Here is a 14460-nt window from a genome sequence, read left to right as displayed (position 1 = left end):
GATAGATGAAAGATGAATATGAATCAATCACAGGCACCATTTGGTGTGCCAGAAACTGGTAATCAAAAGAAGCCAGGGAAAGGTCTGTTAATCGCTTGTGTTAGTGTTTTTGCAGTCTTAGGAGTCATTGCAGGTCTATTTCTTGGTCGTTCTTTTGGTGCAACAAATGCTAAAAGTAGCGAACCGGCCCTTCACCCAACAGCTGACGCAGGGGAATCAAAACGTGATCAGTCTGGGAAGTATATTAATCCGGAAGAAGCAGAATTTTCTTGGAACATTGATGATTTAGCTGATTTGGAGTTTGGGACATACGAAACTCCAGATTTAGGAACAAGCATTGAAGATGTCGTGGATGCACATGGCAAGGCTTTGAAAGGCACGTTTCGAAGAGATAAAATTGATTTAGAATGGGGCGAGTTAGACGAAGATCAGGATGATACGCTGCCTTCTTATCATACTGTACGTGAAATGCGCCTTACGTTTCAGAAGAATGGAGACAATTATTATTTAAAAGACCTCTATTATTCAGGAAATTATAAAGAAGCTGAGGACGATTTTATGACCTCATCTTACTATGATAAACTGAAAGTGGGAGATGCCAAAACTGGTAAGGATGGTGTATCCTACAAGGAAGTGATTAAGGATCATACGATTTCTAGTCTTTCAATGTCTGCAGAAGAGGACTACAAAACTCATGATATTGTGACTACAATGAGAGTAAATATTAAATCCTCAAGTTCTTCTGAATATAGGTTGACTTTTGTGAGACAATCAGATGGTGATTTCCTCTTATCTGAAAAAGAATGATGATGAAGAAGGGCTCTTCATTCATTCTTTTCGAAAGAGGTAAGGGAGGAAGAATCCATTCACCTAAAACCCTAAAAAGATCTGGAATGGCATTTTCAGATCTTTTTCTGTTCTAGCGGGGACTGGCTATTTATGGTATAGTAGGATATGTTGACAAAGGAAACACGTGTGAACAGTTGGACGGAAAGGGATACAGATACGATCGCAGAATGGATAATGTAAAGGAAACAACAGGAAAACATCTGAAGACCCTCTTAGCTTTCATCCAAAAAAGAGGGATTATTTTCGGGGTCCTCGCAATGCTGGGAGTAGGCTATGGGCTTGCTGCTTCTGGGAGGCCACAAGACCAGCTAAATCCAGACCAGCAAGTGACCTTTCGTAAGGAAGAAGCTTATCTGCAGGCCTTCCTGGCGAAATCAGATCGACCAGAAGTTGGGGTGCATTTGGAGGAATTGCTAGAATTTAAAATAGGAGATGGGACTGGTGGGCCAAGCACCAAGGGAACGACACCAGAGACCCTGGTCAAAAAATTAGGGGGAGCCAAGCAAGCTCGGCTTGAATCAAAAGCTAGAACGCAGCTCCTTCGTCTCAGCTATGGAACGACACAAGATGGTCGAGATAGATACCAATTTGAATTTACCCATATGAAGGATGGCTACTATCTAACAGCTATTCAGGGCTATCAACCAACCTCTAAGCAGAATATAGAAAGTAAACAGCTGAAAAAGGCAGCCTTGACCAGTCTTGCTAGTGGGAAAGAGAAAACTGGCATGAAACTAGAAGACATTTTACAAAAGGTTGGCTTGCCACAATCATTGCTTATGAATCATAAGGATGGAAAGACAGTTTTGGTCCTAACCTACCGTGCACAAGAGGGGCTCGTCTTTCTCACTTTGCAAGCCCAAAAAGATGCTCGCTATCATCTAGTCAAGGTCGAATAAGGAGGAGTAAATGGATACAGTCATCAAGAAGTTAACAATTCCTGGTCTCCTGTTGCTAGCGCTCCTCCTAGGGATGGGGTTAGAGGTCCTTAGTCATCCGCCGAAAAATTCTACAGCGATAAGTGAAATAAGGAACTTATCAACTTTTGAAGCGAAAGAATTTCAAGGGGAGCGACTCTTAAAAGAAACGAATGAAAAAAAGGATTCGCCATGGACCTTGGAACAAATTAAGCATTTTTCTCTGTCGATAAAGAACCAAAACGGTAGCCTGAAGCAGACTGGAAGTCGCCTGGAGACCCTTCTGAAGGGGATGGGGCACCCCCAAGAGAAAGTTCTCTTTCAATCTACAGCAAGTAAGCAACCCAGTCTCTCCCTGCTCTATCGATGGGACGATAGGGGAAAGGGAGCCTCCATCCGTTTGCTTTTTAGCAAGGGGGCTGATGGGAGTTATCTGCTAGAAGAGATTGACGCCAGTCTAGCCAATCTAGACCGGGAGGGGGAAAAAGCTTTTTCAGAAAAAGTTTACCAGAACTTAGAACCTGGAGAAAAGATAGATCTGAAAGCACTTCTAGGTAGCTATCAGGGATTACAATTCCTCGTCCGACGCCAGATCGGGCCTGATCAGGAAGGTTTTCAACTATCCTTTCAGGATGAGAAGGGGAAATCTTATTTATTAGAGATTGAAATAATGGATGGTTCTTGCTATTTGTTGCGAAAGAGCCAGGTGGACTCTCAAGGGATTACAAGTCTTACCTGATAGAGGGGAGAAATTGAATGGAAAAAGGTAGAAAGATTCAGAGAGAATGGACTAAGGTCCCAGGTGGAAATAAAATCTCTTCAGAGCTCTCTTCAAAAAGTAATCTGCAGAATGATAGGATGGAACTACCAAGCAGGGTCAAAGAAGCAAAAACAGGGAAGCGAAATGGTGGAGAGAATCTTCAAAAAAGTGTGCTTAAGAAGTCTTACTTAGCTCATTTCTCTATTTTCTTCAAGCTAGTGCTAGGAGGTCTGTTCCTCTTGTTCCTTTTTAACATTGTGTCTCGATATGTGAAATCACCTGCGCATGATTCTCACTCTGTAAAATTAAGCAAGGGGACAGAGGCTCGTTTATCAGATAAGGAATTTAAAAATCTTTTTAATAAAAACTCTCGCTATACAGACCCAAATCATAAAGTTGATATCAATATAGAGGAGGTTGTCGCATACATTAGAAAAATTAATGATGCCAACCTTACTATGAATGATATTTTCAACCAATTAGGAAAAGCAAGAGATGGATATGTGAGTATAGACTCTGATGGTAGTCGAGGAAGTGTATTGACGTATCTCCTTACCGATAATAAAGCAGCACTGGACTTTGATTTTAGTGAAAAGGAGAATCGCCTCCTTCTGCATTCGATTCAGTATTTTACCCTAGAAAGCCAGAGAGAATCAACTGAAAGAACAAGTGATGATTATAGTGCTCTTATTCCTCAGCCAGGTCAAGAGGGGGTGGAGTTGATGGAAGCTATCAAAGAATTGGGAGTACCAGATTGGCTCTATTCCAGTTTTTTACCTGGGACGGAGGCTCAAATTGCTATCTCCTATAAAGCAAGTGATGAGATGCGAGTTACCTTGTATTTTGATCAAGATGGAGATTTTTTCCGTTTGGGAAGTATGACGAAATTGAAGGATAAAAAAGAATAACTAAAGTGAGAAGGAGGAGTCTCATTCCGTTTTCTTCCATCCTGAGAAACGAGAATAAGGGAGAGTGAAATGCAAAAAGGTAGAAAAATTCAACGAGAATGGTCAAAAGTGCCAGGGGGGAATAAAAAAGTACCGGAGGTGTTTTCAGAAGGTCAACCACAAGGAGAGGTATTTGAATCCAAAGATCAATTTGAGGAAGACAAATATTCGAGATCAGATCGAGTATACGCATCCCAAATGGGCCAGTTCAAAGCATCCTGGTTTTCTCGTCGCAGTGGTCTCCTGAAGCTAGGGATAGGTCTTGTCGTCATTGTGTGTCTCTTTTGTGGGGCTCTCCACTATGTAAGATACCTTTCCCATCAAAGAGATTCCTATTCAACCACTAAAAAGACTGAGAAGCTCCCAACAGATTCATCCGTAAAAACTGAATTTACATTTTTTGGAGAAGATTCTCCTTATATTGACAAGGACCACAGAATTGAATTGTCCATAGAGGATTTCATTTCTTTAGTGAGAAAAGCGAATGAACCTAATGTAACGCCAGAGCAGATTGTCGATCAGATTGGGAAAGCGGTCTCTGGTCACCTGTCCTCTAGCTCCGACGGTAGCCAGAGAATCGGATTAGAATATGAGCTCGTCGGGGATACAGGGCGCTTGTCTCTTAATTTTCAGAAAGAACAAGATTCTATGGAACTCAGTAGTGTGACCTATTATACTAGGAAAAGTTTTAGAGGAGAAGTCACGAAAACAAGTAAAGACTATAAGGCTTTGCAAGCTTCATCTGAAGAAGGTCTAGAGTTGACAGAAGCTGTAAAAGAATTAGGAACTCCTGACTTTATGCATAATAATTATGCTATTGGGGGAGTCAAACGAATTACAATCGTCTATACTACAAGGGATAAGATGAGTGTCTTTATGTCTTTTGATGAAACTGGGGGAAGATTCCGTTTGAAGAGTATAAGGAGTGTTGAGGATAAATCATAATCGATAAGATCATCTGAGAATTCCTATTTAGGGGTTGTCAAAAAATTCTGGCCTCTCTACTTGTCTCTATTGGTCCAGAACGTGTTGCTTTGATGAAATTTTTAGATGAGAAAGAATTCTTGCAAATTATGCTATAATAGTAAAATCTAAGAGTTCAAAAGGAGTTTATCTTCCTAGAGGACTGACTACAAAGAACAAGAGGTACTGACATGACTGCACAAAAAATGACTGCACAAGAAATTATCGCCTTTATCGGCAATGCAGAAAAGAAAACCAACGTAAAAGTGACCTTTGAAGGGGAATTGGCAGGAGAGCTTCCAGCATCCGTTGTAAAGCTAGGCAATGTCCTATTTGGAGACTGGAAAGAGATTGAGCCCCTTCTTGCCAACTTAACAGAAAACAAAGACTATATCGTAGAGCAAGATGGTCGCAATTCAGCGGTACCTTTGCTGGACAAGCGTTATTTGAATGCCAGGATTGAACCGGGTGCGATCATTCGAGATCAGGTGACCATTGAAGACAATGCGGTAATCATGATGGGAGCCGTCATCAATATCGGGGCTGAAATTGGTGCAGGGACCATGATCGATATGGGAGCTATTCTTGGTGGCCGTGCAACGGTTGGTAAAAATAGCCATATCGGAGCAGGAGCAGTCCTTGCAGGTGTCATTGAGCCAGCCTCTGCAGAACCAGTTCGTATCGGGGATAACGTCTTGGTGGGTGCCAATGCCGTTGTCATCGAAGGGGTTCAAGTTGGCAATGGCTCTGTCGTAGCAGCGGGTGCGATTGTTACCCAAGATGTACCTGAAAATGTAGTGGTAGCAGGTGTACCTGCGCGCGTGATCAAGACGATTGACGAACAGACGCAACAAAAAACAGCGCTTGAGGATGCCTTGCGTAACCTATAATAGAGGAATAAGAAAAGGAAGCTGGGGGATACCTCGGCTTCTTCTCAAAAGAGGAAGATGGATATGACACTTGATTTAGTAAAAATTCGGCGGGACCTGCATCAAATCCCAGAAATTGGACTAGAAGAATTTAAAACACAAGCCTATCTCTTGGAGCGCATCGCAGAAATCACCGAGGGAAAAGAATTCGTCGAGCAGCGGACCTGGCGGACGGGGATCCTGGTTTTTCTGAAAGGATCCAATCCAGAAAAGACCATTGGCTGGCGGACGGATATCGATGGACTGCCCATTATCGAGCAAACTGGCCTTGACTTTGCCTCCCACCACGAAGGTCGGATGCATGCCTGTGGCCATGATGTTCATATGACCTTAGCCTTGGGCTTGTTGGAGCAATTGGTTCAAGAACAGCCTAAGAACAATCTCTTGTTCCTCTTTCAACCAGCCGAGGAAAATGAAGCTGGAGGCATGCTTATGTATGAAGATGGGGCCTTTGGAGACTGGCTACCTGATCAATTCTACGGCCTCCATGTCCGTCCGGACTTAAAGGTAGGCGAAATCGCGACCAATCGGGGGACGCTCTTTGCAGGGACCTGTGAAGTGAAGCTGACCTTTAAAGGAAAAGGTGGACACGCCGCTTTTCCGCATGAAGCTAAGGATGCCTTGGTTGCTGCCAGCTATTTTGTCACCCAGGTTCAAACCATTGTCAGCCGTAATGTCGATCCTATCGAGGGAGCAGTTGTGACCTTTGGTTCCATGCATGCGGGCACGACCAATAATGTCATTGCGGAGACGGCCTTTCTGCATGGGACGATTCGGACCCTGACCATGGAAATGAACCTCTTGACCCAGAAGCGACTCGAGACGATTGCGAGAGGAGCTGCAGCTGCTTTTGATATGGACATAGACTTGGAACTCAAGCAAGGGGGCTATTTGCCAGTGGAAAACAATCCAGACTTGGCAGATGAACTGATGACCTTCTTTGATCAAGCAGAAGATGTGACCTTGATGGATATCCTACCCGCCATGACCGGAGAGGATTTTGGTTATCTCTTGTCAAAAGTGGATGGAGTCATGTTCTGGTTGGGAGTGGACAGTCCTTATGCCCTTCATCACCCTCAGATGAGTCCCAAGGAAGAAACCCTGCACTTTGGTGTCAAAGCCATTAGTCCTTTCTTAAAAATGAAAGCCAACCAATAAAGAGAGACGGAAATGAAAGCAAGTATTCGAAAAAGTATATTGAAGAAGATGAAAGGCTTGGAGCCGGAGAACAAGCGAAAGGCTGATCGAGCCTTGATCCAGCGGTTACGCTCTTTGTCAGCTTACCAAGAAGCAAGCGTGATTGCGACCTATTTGTCCTTCCCGCATGAGGTGGATACGAGTTTTCTGATTGATGCAGCTCAAGAAGATGGCAAACAGGTTGTCATCCCAAAAACCTATCCCAAAGGGCGCATGGAATTTGCAGTCTATGATCCGCAGAAATTGAAACCAACAGCCTTTGGTCTCTTGGAACCAGAGGATGGGGCTCAAGTGATAGATCAGTCGGAGATTGACCTGATCCATGTTCCTGGAGTGGCCTTTCAAAAGGATGGCTACCGTCTGGGTTATGGAGGAGGCTATTACGATCGCTATTTGGCAGATTTCGACGGAGCGACCGTCAGCACTATCTATGCTTGCCAGGAAGTAGACTTTTCACCTGCTCCCCATGATATTCCAGTACAGGAGGTTCTTGTGGATGAATCAACTATTTGATAAGAAATACCCGGTGACCAGTAGCTTGCTCCTATTAACAACCGGCGTTTTTCTAGCCATGTTATTGCTTCGTGGCTTTGACTATGAATCGGTCCAAACTGTTTACGACTTTGGGGGTGTCTTAGGGGCGGAAATCCAAATGGACCCGAGCCAGAGCTGGCGTTTGCTTGCTGCCATGTTTGTTCATGTTGGCTTGCAACATTTTGTTTTAAACATGGTTACCCTCTATTTTCTCGGAAGAATCGCAGAGGATTTATTTGGCTCCAAAGCTTTTCTAGCCCTTTACATCTTGTCAGGTTTAATGGGCAATCTTTTTGTGATGATCTTTTCCCCAGAAGTCGTAGCAGCTGGGGCTTCTACCGCCTTGTTCGGCATCTTTGGGGCCATTGCCAGTTTGCGCTTCATTGCTCGGAGTCCCTACATTCAGTATCTGAGCCAAAGTTATACTTCATTGATCCTGGTCAATATCCTCTTTAGCTTTATGCCGGGGATTAGTCTGGCAGGTCACTTAGGAGGCTTGGTAGGAGGAGGGATTCTAGCCTTTGTCTTTCCAGTCTATGGTGAGCGAGATAGCGTGAAAAAAACTTGGCGCTTGGGAGCTCTGCTCCTTTATATAGCTGGGGCCACCCTTCTTTACGCTTGGCCTTTTATATTTTAGCCCTTCAAAGAATTTGTAACGAATTTGTAAATTATCTGAAAACTGAGTGAAGTCTCAGTTTTTTTGTATATAAAAACCAAAAACAAGCAGATACACCCAAAAAGATGCTCTAAAGGTGAATAAAGACAACATAAGAAAGCGCTTGCAAAAAGGGTTAAAAAGGAGTAAACTAGCAATTGTAAATATCTTTCTTATCCATTCATAAAATGGATAAAATATTAAATAAGAGGAGATTTGCAATGAAAAAATGGTTGATTAAGCTCTCGCTAGTAGCGATGGCTATATTGCTCCTTCCGTTTCAAGCTGTTGAGGCTTGCTGTGGATTTATCATTGGACGTCAGTTGACCAAGGATGGGACCACCCTGTTTGGCCGGACTGAGGACTATCCTTATTATCCAAATGGCGGAAAACACAACAAAAACTATGTTGTTGTTGATGCCAAGAATTATAAGGAAGGGGACCAAATTCAGGACGAATCCAATGGTTTCACCTATCCTCATGCTGCCAGTGAAATGAAATACACAGCTACCTATGACTCCGCTCGTGGAGACGGTAGCAACGGTGCTTTCGGAGAACATGGCTTCAACGAAGCGGGTGTTTCAATGACTGCCACTGTTACAGCAATCCCAAATAAAAAAGTATTAGCAAAAGATCCACTAAAAGAAGATGGACTTCCAGAAGCTGCTATGCTCGATGTGATTTTACCTCGTGCAAAAACAGCTCGTGAAGCAATCGAATTACTTGGAAAAGTTATCGAAGAAAAGGGATCAGCCGAAGGAAATACAGTTGTAGTTGCTGACCAAAACGAAACCTGGTATATGGAAATCCTTTCAGGTCACCAATATGTAGCGGTGAAGGTACCAGAAGATAAATATGCAGTCTTTGCAAATACCTACTACCTTGGTCACGTTGATTTGAATGATAAGGAAAATGTTATCGCTTCAAAAGATGTTGAAAAAGTAGCAAAAGAATCAGGAAGTTACAAGACTGATAAAGATGGCAACTTCCATATTGCTAAGTCTTACGGACCTGAAAAATATGCAGAAGGAGACCGTTCTCGGACTTATGCAGGGATTACAGTACTTGATCCAAATTCAAAAGTGACTTACGAGGATGATGAATACGAACTCTTCCGCTCACCAACTGATCCAAATAAGAAATTTACATTAGAAGATGCCTTTGCTCTCCAACGCAACCGTTTTGAACACTTGAATGGTCGCTTTGTACCGGACGATCAAATCGGTGTCAAGAAACAAGGTGACAATGGTGCAAACGACACAGTTCGCAAAGATCAATACAAATATGCACTAGGTAATGAAAATGTTATTGATGCCCATGTCTATCAAATCAATCCAAAACTACCAAAATCATTTGGTGGTACAGTTTGGCTAGGAATGGGACCATCACGGAACACTCCATATGTCCCATTCTATGGAAATGTGAAAGACACTCATGAAGTCTTTAAACCACAAACAGAAACCTATGATCCAAATTCTTGGTATTGGACTGTTTGGCATATTGACAACATGGCAATCAACAATCAAGATATCTTTGGAAAAACCGTCCAAGAACATTGGAAAGCACTAGAAAAAGGATTTATTGCTGATCAAGAGAAGAAAGATATTGAATATTATTCACTAAAAGATCAACCGGAAGCTGCAAAAGCTGCTGAAGATAAAGTAACGAAAGATGCCCTTGACTTGTCTGATCGCCTTTTCCAACACTTCAAAGATTATGAAAGATTAATGGAAAAACAATTAGAGGCAGCTGGACGCAAGTCAGATCCTTATCGTGCTTCTAAACCAGATAATTATAAAGATCCTGAAGAGTCTAAAGATCCTAAAGAGCCTAAGAAACCAGACACACCAACAGTTTCAGAAAAACCACAAGTTGACGGAAATATTACAAAAATTGAAATTCCTGCTTCTTATTATAGGGCTACCCCTTCTAATAAGGATATCCCAGCAAATGCAGAAGGAAATCCAAACAATCGCTTTGGCTATGCTGCTAACAAGGACAAACAACCATCTGCACCTACCCAAGTAGCAACCCCTGCGAAGCCTGAAGAAACTGTTCAAGCTCCAGCTGAAGCTCCTGTAGCAGGAAACAGTGTAAACAACAATAATCGCTTCGGTTCTAATTTCAATCCAGGTGAAATTGAGACTTACCCAAATACAAATTATTCTTACAATGTTCATCCTTAAAAAATAGATAAACAAGAGAATAAATGAAAGAGGAGGCTGGGACAAAAGTCCTAGCCTCTCAATTATGCGGAAGTGGGACGACGAAATCGAATTCTAACGAATGACCGATTTCTGTCCCACTCTCTTCTTTTTTACAAGAAAAAAGAGATTGACCATTTTGTAGAGTGGCGAACCACTTACACCATATGGTCAGTCTCTTTTGCATCCTTCAGATTCGTATATGGTTTAGTCCGAAGTTTGTTCAGATGTTTCTAATTTTTTTCCAAGATCAATGATGTATTGTTTGAGATCATCTTTAACCTGTGGGTGTTGCAAGGCATAATCAATAGATGTTTTCATAAAACCAAACTTATCCCCTACATCGTAGCGTCTGCCCTTAAATTCACGGGCAAATACTCGTTGGGTCTTGTTTAAGGTATCAATGGCATCCGTTAATTGGATTTCATTTCCAGCGCCTGGTTTTTGGTTTTCCAAAATCTGGAAGATTTCTGGAGTCAGTAAGTAACGACCGATAATGGCAAGGTCACTCGGTGCCTCTTCAGGTGCCGGTTTTTCGACAAAGGTTTCAACGCTATAGAGTCCGTTGATGCCTTCCCCTTGAGGAGCAATGACACCGTAGGCAGAAACTTCTTCATGGGGAACTTTCATGACAGCAATGGTTGAAGCATGTGTCTCATCGTAGTCATTCATCAATTGCTTGGTGAGCGTAGTCGCTGTATCATCTGTGATATCCATGAGGTCATCACCCAGCATCACGACGAAAGGCTCATTCCCAACGAAGGCCTTCGCCTGAAGGACAGCATCTCCAAGGCCGTTCGGATGTTTTTGACGAATGAAGTGGAGGCGCATCCCGGTAGTTTCATCGACCAGTTTCAACAGGTCATTTTTCCCTTTTTCCTTGAGGTTGTACTCAAGTTCGAAGTTTGAGTCAAAGTGGTCTTCAATCGAACGTTTTGATTTACCAGTGACAACGAGAATATCCTCGATGCCAGCCTTAAGGGCTTCCTCAACGATGAATTGGATGGTTGGCTTATCCACGATTGGCAGCATTTCTTTGGCCAGGGCTTTAGTAGCAGGTAGGAAACGAGTTCCAAGTCCAGCCGCAGGAATGACTGCTTTTCTAACTTTTGTCATAATAATTCCTTTCTAACTGAAGAATGATTGGTTGTTGATCTGATTGGGAAGGAAGAATTCCTTAGTTCCACTCATTTTCTTCTTTAAATTCGTTGCTCATCATGAAGTTGATGGCTTCACGAATATCTTGCCCTTCATAAATTACTTGGTAGATGGCTTGTGTGATTGGCATGTAGACGTCTAGCTCTTGAGCCAGTTCGTAGGCAGCCTTAGTGGTTGAAATCCCTTCGATGATCATGCCCATGTTGGCTTCGATATCTTCTAGTTTTTCACCGCGACCAAGGGCATCCCCAGCACGCCAGTTCCGAGAGTGGATGGAAGTCCCTGTCACGATCAGGTCTCCAACTCCGGATAGTCCACTATAGGTTAAGGGGCTAGCGCCTAGTTTGACACCTAGACGGGTAATTTCAGCTAGTCCACGCGTGATGATGGCAGCCTTAGCGTTGTCTCCGAATCCAAGTCCGTGGAGGGCTCCAGCTCCGACTGCGATGATGTTTTTAAGGGCACCGGCTGTCTCTACCCCAATCACATCTGTATTGGTATAGAGGCGGAAGTAGTGGTTGCTGAAGAGTTCTTGAACATAACGAGCTGTTTCTAAATCTTTAGAAGCCGCTGTGATCAGAGTGATATCGCGAACGATGGTTTCTTCAGCGTGACTTGGCCCAGACACGACCACAATCTCGCTACGGAGAGAAGCAGGGATTTCCTCTTCTAAGATTTGAGAAATCCGTTTGTGACTATTTGGTTCTAATCCTTTGGAAGCGTGCATGACCTTGACAGGATGGTCCAAGAGTTCAGCTACTTGCTTGGCAACGAGTCGTGTTACCTTGGTTGGAACGACAAAGAGGACCGCATCCACACCAGAAAGGGCTTCATTCAGATCGTGGTAGGCTTTGATCCCTGGATCGAGAAGGACATCCTTAAAGTAGCGTTTGTTGGTATGTTCTTGATTGATTTCGTCGATTTGTTCTGGGACATTTCCCCAGATCCGTACTTCATGGCCATTATCGTGGAGGACTTGAGAAAGGGCAGTTCCCCAAGAACCTGGACCGATGACCGCAACGGTTTGTTTATCCATAGTATTCTCCTTTGTGAAGATTTCATTTCTATTTTACCATACTATAGAGAAAAAAGCTTTGGAATCTAGCTGAATTTCATAGGAAAAGCAAATAATATGATAACTGAAAAATATTGGTAATTTTAGTAAATTATTCTTGCATTTATATTCTGAATATGGTAATATTGCTTTCGTATATTACTCTAGCTAGTGATATACGGGAGAAACAAAAAAGAAAAGGAGTTTATGATGAAAAAAAGCTTAAAAATAATACTGACCTTAGTATTAGTTTTAGCTAGTGTCTTTGGTTTGTCCAAAATTCGGTCGGCCCATGCTGATGGCTCAACAGGAAAGATCCAAATTACAAGTAAAACGATCACACCTGCTAAGTCACCCGTGGACCAGTACACGGACATTAAGGTTGATCTAACTTTCAATGTTCCGAACGGGGTCAAATCTGGGGATCAAGCGGTTATTACCCTCCCTCAGAATCTAAAATTTATTTCGGATCAAACATTTGATGTAATGAGTCCGGATGGTCAATCAGTGGTTGCAAAAGCAGTCATTAATGCTGCAAATAAAACCATCACCTTGACTTATGAAGGTTATGTGGAAAAGAAATCAAATATTTCAGGAAGCATGTTCTTTGCAGTTCGGGTAGAGCCTGCAACTGCATCTCCAAGCAAGGTACCCATCACCTTGAACGTGGACAACAATCCTGTCCCTGTAGGAAAAGTTGACTTTGTAGTTGACCCAGGGAATGCTGAAAAGACCTTGGATAAGGTTAGCTGGGGGACAGAAACCTTAGCAGATGGCAGCATCACTCGTCAATATGAAGTACGTGTCAATGCCGCGAAAGCGCCTTTAACAGAGACAGTTGTGACTGACCAATTGCAAACAGAAGGAATGAACTATGTAGAAGATTCCTTTGTGATTAAAAAAGGGAATTGGGCCGTTAACAGTTCGCATAAATTAGAATTGAAAAACGGGCAAGTTGTCTCTTTACCAGTTGAGTTTGGAGCAGATAAGAAGAGTTTCAAGGTTAGCTTGGGAAATGTAGCCCAAGGTGAAGGTTACTCGATTGTCTATAAGGTGAAGATTCCTTATACCCCTGCAAATGGGGAAAAGTTCCTCAACAATGTAACTTTGAATGCAAAAAAAGTTGTTGAAACTAAGAGCAACCCATTCGTTTATCAAACTGCTGGTGGGGAAGCCCAAGGATATACCTTCTCCATCAACCTCAAGAAAGTTGATAGCCAGGATGAAAACACTGCTTTAGCAGGTGCTGAATTTAACGTGATCCGTGTTGCAACAGGTGCAGTTGTCGGTAAGTTGACAACCAATGCAAAAGGAGAAGCAAGTATTGGTGGCTTGTTGAACACAGCTTACCAATTAGTTGAAACAAAAGCTCCAGAAGGATATGAATTGGATGCAACTCCAATTGATGTCAAAGCAGAAGATTTTGGAACAACAAAAACAGCCCTTAAAACAGTTACAAATAAGAAAATTGTCAAAGAACCGACACCAACCAGTGCGGTCATTGAATTAGATAAGGCCCTAACAGGTCGTGACTTGGTAGACGGTGAGTTTAGCTTTGAATTGTACGAAGGTGCAAACAAACTTCAAACTGTTACCAACAAATCTGGCAAAGTAACCTTTGAATCAATCTCTTACACAGAAGAAGGTGAACACACTTACACTGTGAAAGAGGTCAAAGGGGATAATGCTACAATTACTTACGATGCTTCTGAAAAACAAGTGACTGTTAAGGTTACTCGTGACGGAGATGCCTTGAAGGCAGAAGTCGTCTATCCAGAAAGCAAAACATTTACCAATGCCTTCACACCAAACGCAACAACTGCAACAATTGAGTTGACGAAAGAGTTGACAGGTCGTGACTTGGTAGACGGTGAGTTTAGCTTTGAATTGTACGAAGGTGCAAACAAACTTCAAACTGTCACCAACAAATCTGGCAAAGTAACCTTTGAATCAATCTCTTACACAGCAGAAGGTGAACACACTTACACTGTGAAAGAGGTCAAAGGCGATAATGCCACTATTGCTTACGACACAGCTGAAAAACAAGTGACTGTTAAAGTTACTCGTGATGGAAATGCCTTGCAGGCAGAAGTCGTCTATCCAGAAAACAAAACATTTACCAATGCCTTCACACCAAACGCAACGACTGCAACAATTGAGTTGTCTAAAGAGTTGACAGGTCGTGACTTGGTAGACGGTGAGTTTAGCTTTGAATTGTACGAAGGTGCGAATAAACTTCAAACTGTCACCAACAAATCTGGTAAAGTGACCTTTGACGCTATTTCTTACACAG

General features: G+C 42.6%; 13 protein-coding genes. 11 read left to right on the top strand and 2 right to left on the bottom strand.

All coding sequences use genetic code 11. The features are described 5' to 3' along the window. Positions 1-12: 12 nt before the first annotated feature. The 10 genes from QM873_RS06620 (at position 13) to QM873_RS06575 (ending at position 9937) form a co-directional block, all read left to right on the top strand. Positions 13-807, top strand: coding sequence for a hypothetical protein (locus tag QM873_RS06620; protein ID WP_048716644.1), 795 nt, complete (start codon positions 13-15; stop codon positions 805-807). Positions 808-1016: 209 nt separating this feature from the next. Then, the gene (locus tag QM873_RS06615) at positions 1017-1748 is read left to right on the top strand and encodes a hypothetical protein (RefSeq protein ID WP_048716641.1); all 732 of its coding nucleotides are present in this window, start codon (positions 1017-1019) and stop codon (positions 1746-1748) included. A gap of 10 nt (positions 1749-1758) precedes the next feature. After that, positions 1759-2505: a hypothetical protein gene (locus tag QM873_RS06610; RefSeq protein WP_270297253.1), complete on the top strand. Its 747-nt coding sequence runs from the start codon at positions 1759-1761 to the stop codon at positions 2503-2505. Positions 2506-2522: 17 nt separating this feature from the next. Beyond that, positions 2523-3434 (top strand): hypothetical protein, encoded by a 912-nt coding sequence (locus tag QM873_RS06605; protein WP_154854322.1) that lies wholly within the window; start codon positions 2523-2525, stop codon positions 3432-3434. Between the two features lie 69 nt (positions 3435-3503). After that, positions 3504-4418 carry a hypothetical protein gene (locus tag QM873_RS06600; RefSeq protein WP_154854325.1) on the top strand — a complete coding sequence of 305 codons (915 nt, stop codon included), beginning with the start codon at positions 3504-3506 and terminating at the stop codon, positions 4416-4418. A gap of 209 nt (positions 4419-4627) precedes the next feature. After that, the gene (dapD, locus tag QM873_RS06595) at positions 4628-5326 is read left to right on the top strand and encodes a 2,3,4,5-tetrahydropyridine-2,6-dicarboxylate N-acetyltransferase (protein ID WP_006595464.1); all 699 of its coding nucleotides are present in this window, start codon (positions 4628-4630) and stop codon (positions 5324-5326) included. A 63-nt stretch (positions 5327-5389) separates the two neighbouring features. Next, on the top strand, positions 5390-6523 hold the full coding sequence (locus QM873_RS06590) for an N-acetyldiaminopimelate deacetylase (protein ID WP_414279027.1): 1134 nt from the start codon (positions 5390-5392) through the stop codon (positions 6521-6523). Between the two features lie 12 nt (positions 6524-6535). Beyond that, positions 6536-7075, top strand: coding sequence for a 5-formyltetrahydrofolate cyclo-ligase (locus QM873_RS06585; protein WP_154854332.1), 540 nt, complete (start codon positions 6536-6538; stop codon positions 7073-7075). Then, positions 7059-7733 (top strand): rhomboid family intramembrane serine protease, encoded by a 675-nt coding sequence (locus tag QM873_RS06580; RefSeq protein ID WP_414279026.1) that lies wholly within the window; start codon positions 7059-7061, stop codon positions 7731-7733. Before QM873_RS06585 ends, QM873_RS06580 begins: the two co-directional genes overlap by 17 nt. Positions 7734-7972: 239 nt before the next feature. Continuing rightward, positions 7973-9937: a C69 family dipeptidase gene (locus tag QM873_RS06575; RefSeq protein ID WP_123159616.1), complete on the top strand. Its 1965-nt coding sequence runs from the start codon at positions 7973-7975 to the stop codon at positions 9935-9937. A 225-nt stretch (positions 9938-10162) separates the two neighbouring features. On the opposite strand, the gene galU is transcribed toward QM873_RS06575, so the two are convergent. Next, entirely contained in the window at positions 10163-11071 is a 909-nt protein-coding gene (gene galU / locus QM873_RS06570) for a UTP--glucose-1-phosphate uridylyltransferase GalU (protein ID WP_123159615.1), read from the bottom strand. A gap of 61 nt (positions 11072-11132) precedes the next feature. Continuing rightward, on the bottom strand, positions 11133-12149 hold the full coding sequence (locus QM873_RS06565) for an NAD(P)H-dependent glycerol-3-phosphate dehydrogenase (protein ID WP_270297276.1): 1017 nt from the start codon (positions 12147-12149) through the stop codon (positions 11133-11135). A 228-nt stretch (positions 12150-12377) separates the two neighbouring features. Between QM873_RS06565 and QM873_RS06560 the strand changes: the two genes are divergently transcribed. Beyond that, on the top strand, positions 12378-14460 hold a 2083-nt coding region (locus QM873_RS06560; protein WP_414279025.1), incomplete at its 3' end, for a Spy0128 family protein.

This window comes from Streptococcus australis (genome assembly GCF_047463015.1).
GTDB lineage: Bacteria > Bacillota > Bacilli > Lactobacillales > Streptococcaceae > Streptococcus > Streptococcus australis_F.
Note: the sequence above shows the minus strand (reverse complement) of the source record. Positions and strands in the feature narration are given on the sequence as shown.